A 14,261-nucleotide genomic window follows, 5' to 3' on the forward strand; every position below is an offset into this window, starting at 1 on the left:
CACGGCAGTTAAGCTCTTCAGCGCCGATGGTAGTTGGGGGTTTCCCCCTGTGAGAGTAGGACGCCGCCAAGCCATTTAAAAAGATCAGCCATCCGGCTGGTCTTTTTTTGTTTGTAATTAAAAAATTTTTCCGTTTGCAGGGACAGTACGGGCTGGCCTTATTTGAATTGGTTGCCATATCATGAGGAGGAATGGATGAGCTGGGGAAAAGGGGCAGAATTCTTAAGGAGAAGAAAAATTTCAGGTTTTACATCCATCTATATAGGGTATTTATGTAAGATATTTCAACTTTAATGTTCAATGGGGTATGTAACTACATATAATTTGGAGAAAATGGATATTACAGAAAGAAAATGCGTTTAAGTTGCAAAATGCATTATTCCTTGTATAATAATAGTCAAATATAGTCAAAGTCAGAATGGAGGAGGCTGAGTGAGAAACATATCTGATGTTATCGAAACTTATTTGAAGCAAGTACTTGAAATAAGTCAAAAAGATATCTTGGAGATAAAAAGAAGTGAAATAGCGGATAAATTTCAGTGTGTTCCTTCTCAAATCAATTACGTAATAAATACCAGGTTTACCATCGAGAGAGGTTATGTTGTAGAGAGTAAGCGTGGAGGCGGCGGTTATATACGCATCATGAAAGTGGAATCACAGGATTCCGTGCAACTTATCAACCACTTATTATCGCTTATTGGTTCCAGGGTAACTCAATCGATGGCTGAAGGAGTAATTTCACGGCTGATGAATGAAGACGTCATTAATGAAAGAGAAGCAAAGATTATGATGAGCGTCATAGATAGATCGGTGATTTATATCGACCTGCCTGACCGCGATGAGCTTAGGGCAAGAATTTTAACAGCGATGCTTACTACTTTAAAATATAAATGAAACTGGCAGAGGTGATGAACGTTGATTTGCCAAGAATGTCATCAAAGGCCTGCTACCCTGCACTTCACCAAAATCATCAATGGGAAAAAGACTGAAGTCATGATTTGTGAGAAATGTGCTCAGGAAAAAGGTGAAATGTTCATGGAGGCAGGTGGACCTGGTTTTTCAATAAATAATTTATTAGCAGGATTGTTGAATATGGAGTCGAATATTCAACAGACAAAGGCAAATGCATTTCCGAAAACGGAAGAGAGGCGCTGCCCGCATTGTCATCGATCTTATAAAGAATTTGTCCATATTGGCAAGTTTGGCTGTGCCGAATGTTATAAAACGTTCAATGAACAGTTAAATCCCATTTTAAAGAGGGTTCATAGCGGCAATACAGCACACATAGGGAAAATTCCAAAAAGGATTGGCGGCGCCATATATCTTCGAAAGCAAATTTTGGATTTGAAAGAAGTTTTAAAGGTCCACATTGATCAAGAGGAGTTTGAGAAGGCGGCAGAAGTAAGAGATAAGGTTCGTTCCCTTGAAAAAAGGTATGAAGCACAAGAGGGAGGCGAGGAATTATGAGCTTGGAAAAGTTTGTAGAAAACGCCTTGAGTTCCTGGATGAGTGCCGAAGGTCCGGAAATCGATATTGTATTGAGTTCACGGATTCGGCTGGCCAGGAATTTCAAAGACTTTACCTTCCCAACCTCCTTTTCGAACGAAGAAGCTAATAAAATCATTGAATTGATTAAAAAAAGGATCGAAGAGGAAGTAACACCAGAGATTGGGAAATTGGAGCTATTAGAGATTGACCAATTGCAGCCACTGGAAAAGCGCGTTCTGGTTGAAAAACATTTAATCAGTCCTCATTTAGTTGAAGATTCAGCGAAAAGCGCATGTCTCCTTTCGGAAAATGAAGAAATAAGTATCATGATAAACGAAGAGGACCATCTCCGTATTCAATGTTTAATGTCGGGGTTGCAGCTAAAGGAAACCTTAAAGATTGCAAATGTTCTTGACGATTGGATTGAAGAATCCATAGACTATGCATATGATGAAGAAAGAGGATACCTGACTAGTTGTCCGACTAATGTGGGAACAGGGTTAAGGGCTTCAGTCATGATGCATCTGCCGGGTCTGGTCCTTACACAGCAGATGAATAATATCATACCGGCTATCAATCAATTGGGGTTGGTGGTTCGAGGGATTTATGGAGAGGGCAGTCAAGCGTTGGGGAATATTTTTCAAATTTCCAATCAAATCACTCTTGGAAAATCGGAAAGGGATATCGTTGAAGATCTAACGAGTGTAGTGCAACAAATCATAGCCCAGGAACGGTCAGCGAGGGATGCATTGGCGAGGACTTCCCACATACAATTAGAAGATAGAATTTTCCGTTCATATGGGGTTTTGTCCAATGCTCGAATAATCGAGACAAAGGAAGCAGCTACATGTATCTCCGATGTTAGGTTAGGGATAGATCTTGGGTATATAAAGAGTATTTCCAAAAGCATTCTAAATGAATTGATGATTTTGACGCAGTCGGGATTTTTACAAAAGTACGCAGGCGGCCCTTTAAGACCCCATGAAAGGGATATCCGTAGAGCAGCACTCATCCGGGAACGCTTGAATTTCACGGAATCTTCCTCCTCATAGAGGTTATTGACCCCTTTAGGGAGAATTAAATTTCATGTAATAGATATGGAGCAAGAATAAGCTTCTGCCATTACTTAGAGAATTGCCAGCAATTTTATTCAAAACGAAAATTCTTAAGGAGGAATTCCCTATGATGTTTGGTCGTTTTACTGAAAGAGCCCAGAAAGTATTAGCATTAGCCCAAGAAGAAGCAATCCGTTTAGGTCATAATAATATTGGCACGGAACATATTTTACTGGGCCTGGTCCGAGAGGGTGATGGTATTGCAGCCAAAGCGTTATATGCTCTTGGATTGGGTCCGGAGAAGATTCAGAAAGAAGTGGAAAATTTAATTGGCCGTGGACAGGATACGGCTCAAACGATACATTATACCCCAAGAGCCAAGAAGGTCATTGAGCTTTCCATGGATGAAGCAAGAAAATTAGGTCACTCATATGTTGGGACAGAGCATGTCCTTCTAGGTCTTATACGAGAAGGGGAAGGTGTCGCTGCCCGCGTATTGAATAATCTGGGAGTAAGTTTAAATAAAGCCCGACAACAAGTATTACAACTTTTGGGCAGCAATGAATCAGGTGGTCATCAAGGTTCAGCCGCTGCAAATGCAAGCACGCCGACACTAGATGGCCTTGCCCGTGATTTAACGGCGATTGCCAGGGAAGGAAGCTTGGATCCGGTTATCGGAAGAAGTAAGGAAATACAGCGTGTCATTGAGGTATTAAGCCGTCGTACAAAAAATAACCCAGTATTGATCGGTGAACCTGGCGTTGGTAAAACAGCCATTGCTGAAGGGCTTGCCCAACAGATTATCAATAATGAGGTACCTGAGATTTTACGTGATAAACGCGTCATGACACTTGATATGGGTACTGTTGTGGCTGGCACTAAATACCGGGGTGAATTTGAGGATCGGTTGAAGAAAGTCATGGATGAAATACGCCAGGCAGGTAATATCATCCTATTCATCGATGAATTGCATACATTGATTGGTGCAGGTGGTGCAGAAGGTGCCATCGATGCCTCCAATATCCTTAAACCATCATTGGCCCGTGGTGAATTACAATGTATCGGTGCTACAACTTTGGATGAGTACCGCAAGTATATTGAAAAGGATGCTGCCCTTGAACGTCGCTTCCAGCCAATCCAAGTCGATGAACCGACAATTGAGGAATCCATCCAAATTCTCAAAGGTCTTCGTGACCGTTATGAGGCACATCACCGCGTATCGATCACTGACGAAGCGATTGATGCTGCAGTCAAATTATCAGACCGTTATATTTCCGATCGCTTTTTACCTGATAAAGCGATTGACTTGATTGATGAAGCTGGTTCCAAAGTTAGGCTGCGCTCATACACAACGCCACCTAACCTAAAGGAACTTGAAGTGAAACTAGATGATGTTCGCAAGGAAAAGGATGCTTCCGTTCAAAGTCAGGAATTTGAAAAAGCTGCTTCGCTTCGCGATACAGAACAACGCTTAAGAGAACAATTGGAAGAAACGAAAAAAACTTGGAAAGAAAAACAAGGGCAGGAAAACAGTGAAGTGACCGTGGATGACATTGCACACGTCGTATCCAGCTGGACGGGAGTGCCGGTCACTAAATTGGCGCAAACGGAGTCAGACAAACTGCTTAATATGGAGTCAATCCTCCATGATCGTGTAATTGGGCAGGAAGAGGCCGTCATTGCGGTTTCTAAAGCAGTACGACGTGCAAGGGCAGGTTTGAAAGATCCTAAGCGTCCAATTGGTTCATTCATCTTCTTGGGGCCTACAGGGGTCGGTAAAACCGAGCTAGCCCGTGCTTTGGCTGAATCCATTTTTGGTGATGAAGATGCCATGATCCGCATCGATATGTCCGAATATATGGAGAAACATTCGACTTCACGTCTTGTTGGATCGCCTCCAGGATATGTTGGGTACGAAGAAGGCGGTCAGTTAACGGAAAAAGTGCGGAGGAAACCATACTCCGTCGTTCTTCTTGATGAAATAGAAAAGGCGCATCCGGATGTCTTCAATATTCTTCTTCAAGTGTTGGAAGACGGAAGACTGACAGATTCCAAGGGGCGTACTGTCGATTTCAGGAATACCATTCTGATCATGACATCGAATGTAGGGGCGTCTGCCTTGAAAACTGATAAGTATGTCGGCTTTAACATCCAGGATACTGGGCAGGACTATAAAAATATGAAAGGGAAAGTGATGGAAGAACTCAAACGTGCATTCCGTCCGGAATTCCTGAATCGTATTGATGAAACTATCGTGTTCCACTCATTAGAGAAAGATCATTTGAAACAAATCGTTACATTAATGTCAAATCAGCTTACTACCCGTTTGAAAGAACAGGAGATATACTTGGAGCTGACAGATGCGGCTAGAGAAAAAATTGCCACGGAAGGTTTTGATCCGGAATATGGGGCAAGGCCAATCCGCAGGGCGCTTCAGAAGCATGTAGAGGATTATCTATCCGAAGAGTTGCTTAAAGGCAACGTGAAAAAAGGGCAAACGGTAGTAATGGATGTCGTGAATAATGAGTTTGCAATCCGACAAGGCGAGCCTGTTAATGTAAGTGAATAACCTGATCCTAAACTTCGAGGTACACGCAGATTCTTTTGCAGTGTACCTCTGTTTTTTATCCATAGGTAGATATGAGTATAAACGGGACAAGCAAAGTGAATATTTTTTTAAAAAAACTTAGCCTTAAGAAGGTTTAAATAAAACAGAGATATAATATCCTTAATATAGATATTTTTTCCAAAGGAAGAGGAGTAATTTATGGCTGTAAAAAAGAAAACGAAATTTATGTGTCAGTCTTGTGGGTATGAGTCCGCGAAATGGATGGGGAAATGCCCAGGCTGCGGTGAATGGAACAAAATGGTCGAGGAAACCGAAATCGTTAAACCTGCAAGAAAAGGCGCTTTTACCCATTCAGAGGTTAGAGTTTCCGGGGAACGGGAGAAGGCAGCACCCATAACGACCATTCAATCGGAAAAAGAACCACGCATTAAGACGGATCTAATGGAATTGAATCGTGCTCTTGGGGGCGGGATCGTACAGGGATCACTTGTATTGATCGGAGGGGACCCGGGTATCGGTAAGTCCACCCTGCTTTTACAGGTATCATCCCAATTGGCGCATAAACAGAAAAAAGTGCTTTATATATCAGGTGAAGAATCAGTCAAGCAAACCAAATTGAGAGCGGACCGGCTTGGGACCATGTCGGAAAATCTATTCGTTTATTCTGAAACCGATATGGACTATATCCAACAAGCAATTACAGACGTTAAACCGGATTTGGTCATTATTGACTCGATTCAAACGGTTTACCATTCGGAGGTTACATCTGCCCCGGGAAGCGTTTCACAAGTGAGGGAATGCACAGCCTCACTCATGCGCATTGCTAAAACGAACGGGATTGCGATTTTTATCGTCGGTCACGTTACAAAAGAAGGGGCCATTGCGGGACCACGGCTGCTTGAGCACATGGTTGACACCGTATTATATTTTGAAGGTGAAAGACACCATACATATCGAATTATACGTGCGGTTAAAAATCGCTTTGGTTCGACGAATGAGATGGGTATTTTTGAAATGAAAGAACATGGATTGGAAGAGGTGGCGAATCCATCGGAAATTTTCCTTGAAGAACGGTCGCAAGGAGCTTCGGGGTCCACAGTCGTCGCATCCATGGAGGGCACAAGGCCGGTGCTTGTTGAAATTCAAGCATTGATTTCTCCTACGAGTTTTGGCAATCCGAGGCGGATGGCCACGGGAATTGATCACAATCGAGTTTCGCTTTTAATGGCTGTCCTGGAAAAGAGAGTGGGCTTGCTGCTCCAAAACCAAGATGCGTATTTAAAGGTTGCTGGCGGTGTCAAGCTGGATGAACCGGCAATTGACCTCGCTGTCGCAATAAGCATTGCATCAAGCTTCCGTGATAAACCAACAAACCCTGCCGATTGCATCATTGGTGAAGTGGGGCTGACTGGTGAAGTTAGAAGGGTGTCTCGAATTGAACAAAGGGTGCAGGAAGCAGCGAAATTAGGGTTTGAGCGGGCTATCATACCGGCTAATAATATAGGAGGGTGGACCGCGCCGAAAGGTATTAAGATCATTGGTGTTTCATCGGTTTCGGAGGCTCTTAAACAATCGTTAGGGGGTTAAGCATGACAGATAAAAAAGGGTATGAGAAAACAAAATTGGAAATTCTGCAAATCGTAGCACCGGGTACCCCGCTTCGGGAGGGTATTGAAAATGTCCTGAGGGCGAACACGGGCGGTTTGATAGTGGCCGGATATAATGAGAAGGTGCGAACGATCGTGGATGGCGGCTTCGAAATCAACTGCAGCTGTACCCCCAGTACATTATATGAGTTGGCGAAGATGGACGGGGCCATCATTTTAAATGAAACCGCCGATAAGATCATTTTCGCAAATGCCCAATTAGTGCCTGATAACAGTACACCTTCCACTGAAACGGGAATGAGGCATAGGACAGCGGAACGGGTGGCAAGGGAGACCAAGTCGTTGGTCATCGCAATCTCACAACGCCGGAATGTCATCACTTTATATCAGGGCAATTTCCGGTATGCCCTTAAAGATATAGGAGTCATACTTGCCAAGGCTAATTTAGCCATCCAGACCTTGGAAAAATACAAGGTGGTCCTGCAGCAGAGCATATCGGTTTTAGGAGCGCTCGAGTTTGAGGAAATCGTGACCTATGCCGATCTTTTGCAGGTATTTCACCGTTATGTGATGGTGCTCAGGATCAAGGCGGAGCTGCTGACGTACCTTAATGAGCTTGGTACGGAAGGAAGGCTGATCCGTTTGCAAATGAATGAAATCCTGGCAGATATCGAAACGGAAGGGAAATGGCTTATCAAGGATTATACCTCCAGTAATGATGAAAATCCCGAGGAAATCATTTTTAGGCTTCAAGAGTTGGCCATGCAGGAAAAATTGGATGAAAGCATTCTTCTTAAGGTGCTGGGCTATCATGGATACATTCATCTTGATGAGTCAGTACATCCCCGTGGTTACCGTATTCTTCATAAAATCCCACGCTTGCCGGGTTTGATCATCGAAAATTTAGTGAAACAGTTCGGAAGCTTTAGTGAAGTCAATAAAGCTACGGTTGAAAACCTTGACGACGTGGAGGGCATAGGAGAAGTCCGGGCCAATAAAATTAAAGAAGGACTCCGAATTTTGAAAAATCAGCTGGTCACAAATAGAAGGATGTAAGGTGCAGCCGGCTTTAAAAATACTCCTGAACGGGCTTGAAATTGATTGGTGTTTATTTTTGACACTCAAAACTCGGGGTGCTAGGCTAATATTACGAAAAAGAGAAGAATTCATATTTGTAAATCCACTAATTCCTTAAGTGAATTTAACGTATATAGTGAAAACGAATTTTCGAAGGTTTCATTTTATTTTATTGGTCAATAATGAGTAGAAGGAGGTGAAAGGGATGTTAAAACGCATTATACAAGCATGCTTCTTAATAGTAGGCGGAACACTTGGTATGTTGCTTATTCCGGAATTATTAACTGTTCTACATGCAGACGATATTGCTTTATTAAACAATCCTTATGTAAGTGTACTGTTGGGTGCCATTATCTTTTATCTTATAACTTTTTGGGCAGTAGATCACGTGATCTATTTTATGAAATGGCTGGAGGAACAGCTTGTAAAGATACCGATTACGGATATAATCTTTGGCAGCGTAGGTCTTTTAGTTGGATTGCTGGCAGCGTTCTTGGTTGGATCCGCATTCAGTGCCATCAAGGTGGTTCCTATCATCCTTACGCTTTTATTTGGATATCTTGGTTTTCAGGTGGGCTTTAAAAAACGCGATGAGCTATTGAGTTTATTCACGAAAAGCAATAAGAAAAAGAACACGGATGGTGAAGCAAGCGAAGAGGATGAAGAGGGGTATAGCAAGCGCCTGAAGATTCTCGATACAAGCGTCATCATTGATGGCAGAATTGCGGATATTTGTCAGACAGGCTTTCTGGAGGGTACCATAGTCATTCCTCAATTCGTATTAAACGAATTGCAGCACATTGCCGATTCATCTGATGCATTGAAAAGGAATCGTGGAAGGCGCGGTTTGGATATCCTGAATCGGATTCAAAAAGACCTGCCGATTAAAGTGGAGATGTACGAGGGGGATTTTGAAGACATTCAGGAAGTGGACAGTAAACTGGTGAAGCTTGCCAAAATATCGGGCGGAATGGTCGTTACCAATGATTTCAATTTAAACAAAGTATGCGAGTTTCAAAATGTGGCGGTACTTAATATCAATGACCTGGCCAATGCCGTAAAACCTGTTGTGCTTCCTGGGGAAGAGATGAACGTTCAGGTCATAAAGGACGGGAAAGAGCAGAACCAGGGCATCGCTTATTTGGACGATGGAACCATGATCGTTGTCGAGGGTGGCCGTGACCATATCGGGAAACGGATCGATGTACTTGTCACAAGTGTATTGCAAACCTCTGCAGGCCGCATGATATTCGCTAAACCGAAACTATTAGAAAAAGCATTATAAAGAAGAGTAGGAGAAACCGTTATGTTTTATGAAGTAGTGATACCTGCAGCTGGACAAGGCAAAAGAATGAAAGCGGGCAAGAATAAACTTTTTATTGAACTATCGGGTATCCCGATCATTGTTTATACACTGCGTGTCTTCGAAGAAGATCCTGACTGCCGGGGGATTATCCTTTCGATAAACCCGGCAGAAAAGGATTATTTCAATCAATTGATAGCAGCGTATGGTCTTAAAAAGGTCAAGAAACTGGTCATGGGTGGCAAGGAGCGGCAACAAAGCGTTTATAATGGACTGCAACATGCAGATGAAGACATCGTCCTGGTCCATGACGGTGCCCGCCCTTTTATTACCCTAGGTCAAATCAGTGAATTGACTACTGCCGCCTCCCTTCATGGAGGTGCCGTAATTGCAGTGCCTGTTAAGGATACGATTAAAAAAGCGGCAAACAAAAAGGTATTGGAAACAGTGGAACGATCAAGCTTGTGGGCGGTGCAAACTCCACAAGCTTTTCGTGTATCCATATTAAAAAGGGCGTATGAACAGGCAGAAGCTGAAGGATTTTTAGGGACGGACGATGCAAGTTTACTAGAGCGGATCAATGAACAGGTAGTTATTATTGAGGGCAATTATGATAATATTAAGATTACGACTCAGGAAGACCTTTATTTTGCAGAAGCGATTTTACATAAACAACAACATGGAAAACGATGATTGGGGAGAATGATATGTTTAGAATAGGACAAGGATATGACGTTCATCAGCTTGTGGAAGGCAGGCCTTTGATAATTGGCGGGATTACGATTCCGTATGAGAAAGGACTGCTGGGTCATTCGGATGCGGATGTCCTTCTGCATACTGTTGCCGATGCCTGCTTGGGGGCAATTGGTGCAGGGGATATCGGTAAGCATTTTCCGGATACGGACCCTGAATTTAAAGATGCCGATTCGGCAAAACTGCTGCAGTATATTTGGGCGATCGTAAAAAAAGAAGGATATTCCCTAGGCAATGCGGATTGTACAATCATTGCACAAAGCCCGAAAATGGCACCTTATATCGAGGAAATGCGAGGCAGGATTGCAGAACTTTTAGATGCCTCGATAGACAGGATTAATGTAAAGGCGACCACTACGGAGAAACTTGGATTTACAGGCAGGGGCGAAGGAATCGCGGCACAGGCTGTTGTCTTATTGGTCAAATCAAACTAAATCGTTTTTAGAGTGGATGCCTTTATCCCAATGTATTTAAATGATAATATAAACAATAGAATAGAACGACTGGGAGGTCTATATATATCATGAGCAGCGATATTCGAGTTCGCTATGCACCGAGTCCGACTGGACATTTACATATTGGTAATGCACGGACTGCTTTATTTAATTATTTATACGCACGAAATAAAGGCGGGAAATTCATCATCCGTATTGAAGATACCGACCAAAAGAGAAATATTGAAGGCGGAGAGGAAAGTCAGCTTAAATATTTGAAATGGCTTGGCATGGATTGGGATGAAGGTGTTGATGTTGGCGGTGAATACGGTCCATACCGTCAATCCGAAAGGAACGACCTTTATCAGGAATTGTATCAAGAGCTTTTGGATAAGGGTTTAGCATATAAATGCTATTGTACGGAAGAAGAGCTTGAAGCAGAGCGTGAAGGACAGGTCGAACGCAATGAAACGCCAAAATATTCCGGGAAGTGCAAGCATTTAACTGAGGAAGAGCAAGCGGAACTAGTGGCACAAGGAAGAAAACCGAGCATTCGCTTTGCCGTTCCAGCTGGGAAGGTCCTTACCTTCAAAGATATGGTCAAGGATGAGGTTTCATTTGAAACGGATGGCTTTGGTGATTTTGTCATCGTTAAAAAAGATGGCATTCCAACTTATAACTTTGCAGTGGCCGTCGATGATCACTTGATGAAGATTTCCCATGTCCTTCGCGGTGATGATCATATCTCCAATACTCCAAAACAATTGATGATTTATGAAGCTTTCGGCTGGGAACCGCCGGTATTCGGACATATGACGCTGATTGTAAACGAAAGCAGGAAGAAACTGAGTAAACGTGATGAGTCGATCATTCAATTCATTGAGCAATATGAAGAGCTTGGTTATGTACCTGAAGCTTTATTCAATTTCATTACATTACTAGGATGGTCTCCGGTCGGGGAGGAAGAGATATTCACGAAGGAAGAATTCATTAATCTTTTCGATGCTGACCGTCTGTCTAAATCACCTGCACTTTTCGATAAGCAAAAGCTTACTTGGATGAATAATCAATATGTGAAGCAATTGGACGTCAATCGTGCAGTGGAATTGTCATTGCCTCACTTAATTAAAGCCGGGAAGGTTTCAGAGACACTGACCGCCGAAGAAGAAGAGTGGGTACATGGGCTTGTTTCACTTTTTCAAGAACAGATGAGCTATGGAGCGGAAATAGTCGAGCTTTCTGAACTGTTTTTCAAGGATGACGTCGAGTTCGAGCAAGAAGCTAAGGAAGTGCTGGCTGAAGAACAGGTACCGGAAGTCATGAAAGCTTTCCTTCAGGAGATCGAAGGGCTTGAAGAATTTAATGCGGATGAAATCAAGAAGTCGATTAAAGCCGTACAAAAAAGCACAGGGCATAAAGGGAAAAAATTATTCATGCCGATAAGGGCTGCCGTCACAGGTCAAACACATGGTCCTGACTTGCCTAAGGCAATTTCATTACTGGGCCAAGAAAAAATTAAACAGCGTATTCAGAGTATTTTATATTAACAATTTGTCGAAAATGTAATATAGTATTTAATAATCTTACAAAAGAACGCGTAGATGGGGAGAAGTAAGTAAACGAAGCTTTTTAGAGAGAACCATAACCTGCTGAAAGTGGTTCAGGCCTCTCGTTTTCTGAAATGCACCCTTGAGTCCTTTGCTGAACTAACCTATAGTAGGCACAGGCGGAATGTCCTCCGTTACAGGGATTAAAGTTGGGGATGAAAAAACAGGAAAAAGCTTTACCTGGTTCGTACATTCCAAACAGAGTGGAACCGCGCTTCAAGCGTCTCTGTCTATTTGGACAGAGACGCTTTTTTATATGCTTTAAAAGCTTCAAAAGGGGATGTTGGAAAAGGACGGAACATAGGGGGGAATCATTTTGTTAAAGATGTTTAAAGAAGATATCGAAGTGGTTTTTGATCAAGATCCTGCTGCGCGCAGCTATTTGGAAGTCATATTGACGTACGCGGGTTTACATGCGATTTGGAGTCATAGGATGGCTCACGCACTATTTAAGAGGAAATTCTTTTTCCTGGCGAGAAGCATATCTCAAATCAGCCGGTTTTTTACCGGAATTGAAATTCATCCAGGGGCTACGATTGGCCGTCGTTTCTTCATTGACCATGGTATGGGGATCGTCATTGGCGAAACTTGTGAAATTGGCGACAATGTATCCGTCTTTCAAGGTGTAACCCTTGGGGGGACCGGAAAAGAAAAGGGAAAACGTCATCCTACGATAAAGGATAATGTTTTGATAGCTACAGGAGCAAAAGTGCTGGGTTCCATCACTGTTGGGGAAAACTCGAAAATCGGTGCGGGATCGGTCGTTTTAAAGGAAGTGCCACCTAATTCTACAGTGGTGGGCATTCCAGGTAAAGTGGTCATTCAAGATGGTATCAAAATCAATAAAGACCTAAATCATTGTGATCTTCCTGATCCAATCGCTGATCGCTTTAAGGAATTGGATAGTGAAATCAGAGCCTTAAGAGCAAGGTTGGCCGAACAGAAGCAGGAAGAAAGGAGTCTATAATATGGCGATTAAAATATATAACACAGCAACAAGAAAAAAGGAAACCTTCGTCCCGATTGAAGAGGGAAAAGTGAAGATGTATGTATGCGGACCCACTGTCTATAATTACATTCATATTGGCAATGCAAGACCGGCAATCGTATTCGATACCGTTCGTAGGTATTTGGATTACCGTGGATATGATGTGCAATTCGTTTCGAACTTCACGGATGTGGATGATAAGCTGATTCGCGCGGCAAAAGAATTGGGGGAAGATGTCCCGACCATATCTGAGCGTTTCATCAAGGCGTATTTTGAAGACGTGTCGGCACTGGGCTGCAAAAAAGCGGATGCTCACCCGACCGTAATGGAGAACATGGATGCAATCATTGAATTCATCTCGGCGCTAATCGAGAAAGGTTTCGCTTATGAATCGGAAGGGGATGTGTACTACCGCACTCGTAAGTTTGAAGGATATGGCAAGCTTTCACATCAGTCCATCGATGAGCTTCGAGTGGGGGCACGTATTGAAATAGGGGAGAAAAAACAAGATGCCCTTGATTTTGCCCTTTGGAAAGCGGCTAAGGATGATGAAATATCATGGGAGAGCCCATGGGGTAAGGGGCGTCCTGGTTGGCATATCGAATGCTCCGCAATGGTCAAAAAGTATTTGGGGGATACCATCGATATTCATGCAGGAGGTCAAGATCTGGCATTCCCGCATCATGAAAATGAAATTGCACAATCCGAAGCATTGACGGGTAAGACCTTTGCGAATTATTGGATGCATAATGGGTATATAAATATTGAGAATGAAAAAATGTCTAAGTCCTTAGGCAATTTCGTCCTTGTGCATGACATCATTCAGAAGCATGATCCACAAGTGTTACGCTTCTTCATGTTATCAGTACATTACCGTCATCCGATCAATTATAGTGAAGAAGTGCTTGAAAATGTAAAAGCGTCCCTTGAACGCTTAAGGACATCATATCAAAATTTAAAGCATCGCCTTCAAGTAAGTGACGGATTGACTGAGAATAATGATGTTTGGTTGGAGAAGCTGAATGATTTACATGAACAATTCATTAAGGAAATGGACGATGATTTCAACACGGCTAATGCAATATCCATGCTTTTTGAACTTTCCAAACAGGCAAATTATTACTTGATGGAGAAAAACACAGACAAGGAAGTAATTGATGCTTTCCTTGATAAATTCAACACCTTATTTTCTGTCCTCGGTTTGTCCCTTGAAGAAGAGGGGCTACTGGATGAAGAAATTGAAGGGTTGATACAGCAAAGGATTCAAGCGCGGAAAGATCGCAATTTTGGCTTATCTGATGAAATTCGCGATCGCTTGAAAAACATGAATATCATATTAGAGGATACCCCTCAAGGTACAAGATGGAAAAGAGGGTAATT

The 14,261-nt window shown here is 42.7% G+C and carries 12 protein-coding genes, 1 rRNA gene and 1 other annotated feature; all 13 genes read left to right on the forward strand.

Translation table 11 applies throughout. The features are described from left to right. A 5S ribosomal RNA gene (gene rrf, locus ACFX4H_RS26890) occupies positions 1-72 on the forward strand; the annotation flags it as partial. 360 nt (positions 73-432) lie between these two features. Further along, positions 433-894 carry a CtsR family transcriptional regulator gene (locus ACFX4H_RS25155; RefSeq protein ID WP_034305095.1) on the forward strand — a complete coding sequence of 154 codons (462 nt, stop codon included), beginning with the start codon at positions 433-435 and terminating at the stop codon, positions 892-894. Between the two features lie 21 nt (positions 895-915). Further along, positions 916-1,467, forward strand: coding sequence for a protein-arginine kinase activator protein McsA (gene mcsA / locus ACFX4H_RS25160; protein ID WP_034305093.1), 552 nt, complete (start codon positions 916-918; stop codon positions 1,465-1,467). Continuing rightward, a complete protein-coding gene (gene mcsB, locus ACFX4H_RS25165; protein WP_034305092.1) occupies positions 1,464-2,540 on the forward strand; it encodes a protein-arginine kinase McsB in 1,077 nt (358 codons plus the stop codon). The genes mcsA and mcsB overlap by 4 nt, the downstream gene beginning before the upstream one ends. A 130-nt stretch (positions 2,541-2,670) precedes the next feature. Continuing rightward, the gene (clpC, locus tag ACFX4H_RS25170; protein WP_034305090.1) at positions 2,671-5,112 is read left to right on the forward strand and encodes an ATP-dependent protease ATP-binding subunit ClpC; all 2,442 of its coding nucleotides are present in this window, start codon (positions 2,671-2,673) and stop codon (positions 5,110-5,112) included. Between the two features lie 198 nt (positions 5,113-5,310). Continuing rightward, positions 5,311-6,699 carry a DNA repair protein RadA gene (gene radA / locus ACFX4H_RS25175; protein WP_034305087.1) on the forward strand — a complete coding sequence of 463 codons (1,389 nt, stop codon included), beginning with the start codon at positions 5,311-5,313 and terminating at the stop codon, positions 6,697-6,699. 2 nt (positions 6,700-6,701) lie between these two features. Further along, entirely contained in the window at positions 6,702-7,775 is a 1,074-nt protein-coding gene (gene disA / locus ACFX4H_RS25180; RefSeq protein ID WP_034305085.1) for a DNA integrity scanning diadenylate cyclase DisA, read from the forward strand. Between the two features lie 226 nt (positions 7,776-8,001). Then, a complete protein-coding gene (locus ACFX4H_RS25185) occupies positions 8,002-9,081 on the forward strand; it encodes a PIN/TRAM domain-containing protein (protein ID WP_096340940.1) in 1,080 nt (359 codons plus the stop codon). Between the two features lie 21 nt (positions 9,082-9,102). Continuing rightward, positions 9,103-9,792: a 2-C-methyl-D-erythritol 4-phosphate cytidylyltransferase gene (gene ispD, locus ACFX4H_RS25190; protein WP_034305081.1), complete on the forward strand. Its 690-nt coding sequence runs from the start codon at positions 9,103-9,105 to the stop codon at positions 9,790-9,792. A gap of 14 nt (positions 9,793-9,806) precedes the next feature. Further along, positions 9,807-10,286: a 2-C-methyl-D-erythritol 2,4-cyclodiphosphate synthase gene (gene ispF, locus ACFX4H_RS25195; RefSeq protein WP_034305078.1), complete on the forward strand. Its 480-nt coding sequence runs from the start codon at positions 9,807-9,809 to the stop codon at positions 10,284-10,286. 89 nt (positions 10,287-10,375) lie between these two features. Further along, complete coding sequence (gltX, locus tag ACFX4H_RS25200) at positions 10,376-11,833, forward strand: glutamate--tRNA ligase (protein ID WP_034305075.1); 1,458 nt, start codon at positions 10,376-10,378, stop codon at positions 11,831-11,833. A 42-nt stretch (positions 11,834-11,875) separates the two neighbouring features. After that, positions 11,876-12,124 (forward strand) — a binding site (T-box leader). 85 nt (positions 12,125-12,209) lie between these two features. Beyond that, positions 12,210-12,860 (forward strand): serine O-acetyltransferase, encoded by a 651-nt coding sequence (cysE, locus tag ACFX4H_RS25205; protein ID WP_034305073.1) that lies wholly within the window; start codon positions 12,210-12,212, stop codon positions 12,858-12,860. A gap of 1 nt (position 12,861) precedes the next feature. After that, positions 12,862-14,259, forward strand: a complete 1,398-nt coding sequence (gene cysS / locus ACFX4H_RS25210; RefSeq protein ID WP_057276472.1) for a cysteine--tRNA ligase — start codon at positions 12,862-12,864, stop codon at positions 14,257-14,259. The last annotated feature ends 2 nt before the right edge of the window (positions 14,260-14,261 follow it).

The organism is Peribacillus sp. YIM B13477 (genome assembly GCF_042787955.1).
GTDB classification, from domain to species: domain Bacteria; phylum Bacillota; class Bacilli; order Bacillales; family DSM-1321; genus Peribacillus; species Peribacillus frigoritolerans.

Bases quoted from the DNA above. Each gene is read 5' to 3' on its own strand.
- gltX (WP_034305075.1), top strand. From the start codon at position 10,376: ATGAGCAGCGATATTCGAGTTCGCTATGCACCGAGTCCGACTGGACAT.
- clpC (WP_034305090.1), top strand. From the start codon at position 2,671: ATGATGTTTGGTCGTTTTACTGAAAGAGCCCAGAAAGTATTAGCATTA.
- ispD (WP_034305081.1), top strand. From the start codon at position 9,103: ATGTTTTATGAAGTAGTGATACCTGCAGCTGGACAAGGCAAAAGAATG.
- mcsB (WP_034305092.1), top strand. From the start codon at position 1,464: ATGAGCTTGGAAAAGTTTGTAGAAAACGCCTTGAGTTCCTGGATGAGT.
- ACFX4H_RS25185 (WP_096340940.1), top strand. From the start codon at position 8,002: ATGTTAAAACGCATTATACAAGCATGCTTCTTAATAGTAGGCGGAACA.
- cysS (WP_057276472.1), top strand. From the start codon at position 12,862: ATGGCGATTAAAATATATAACACAGCAACAAGAAAAAAGGAAACCTTC.
- ispF (WP_034305078.1), top strand. From the start codon at position 9,807: ATGTTTAGAATAGGACAAGGATATGACGTTCATCAGCTTGTGGAAGGC.
- radA (WP_034305087.1), top strand. From the start codon at position 5,311: ATGGCTGTAAAAAAGAAAACGAAATTTATGTGTCAGTCTTGTGGGTAT.
- disA (WP_034305085.1), top strand. From the start codon at position 6,702: ATGACAGATAAAAAAGGGTATGAGAAAACAAAATTGGAAATTCTGCAA.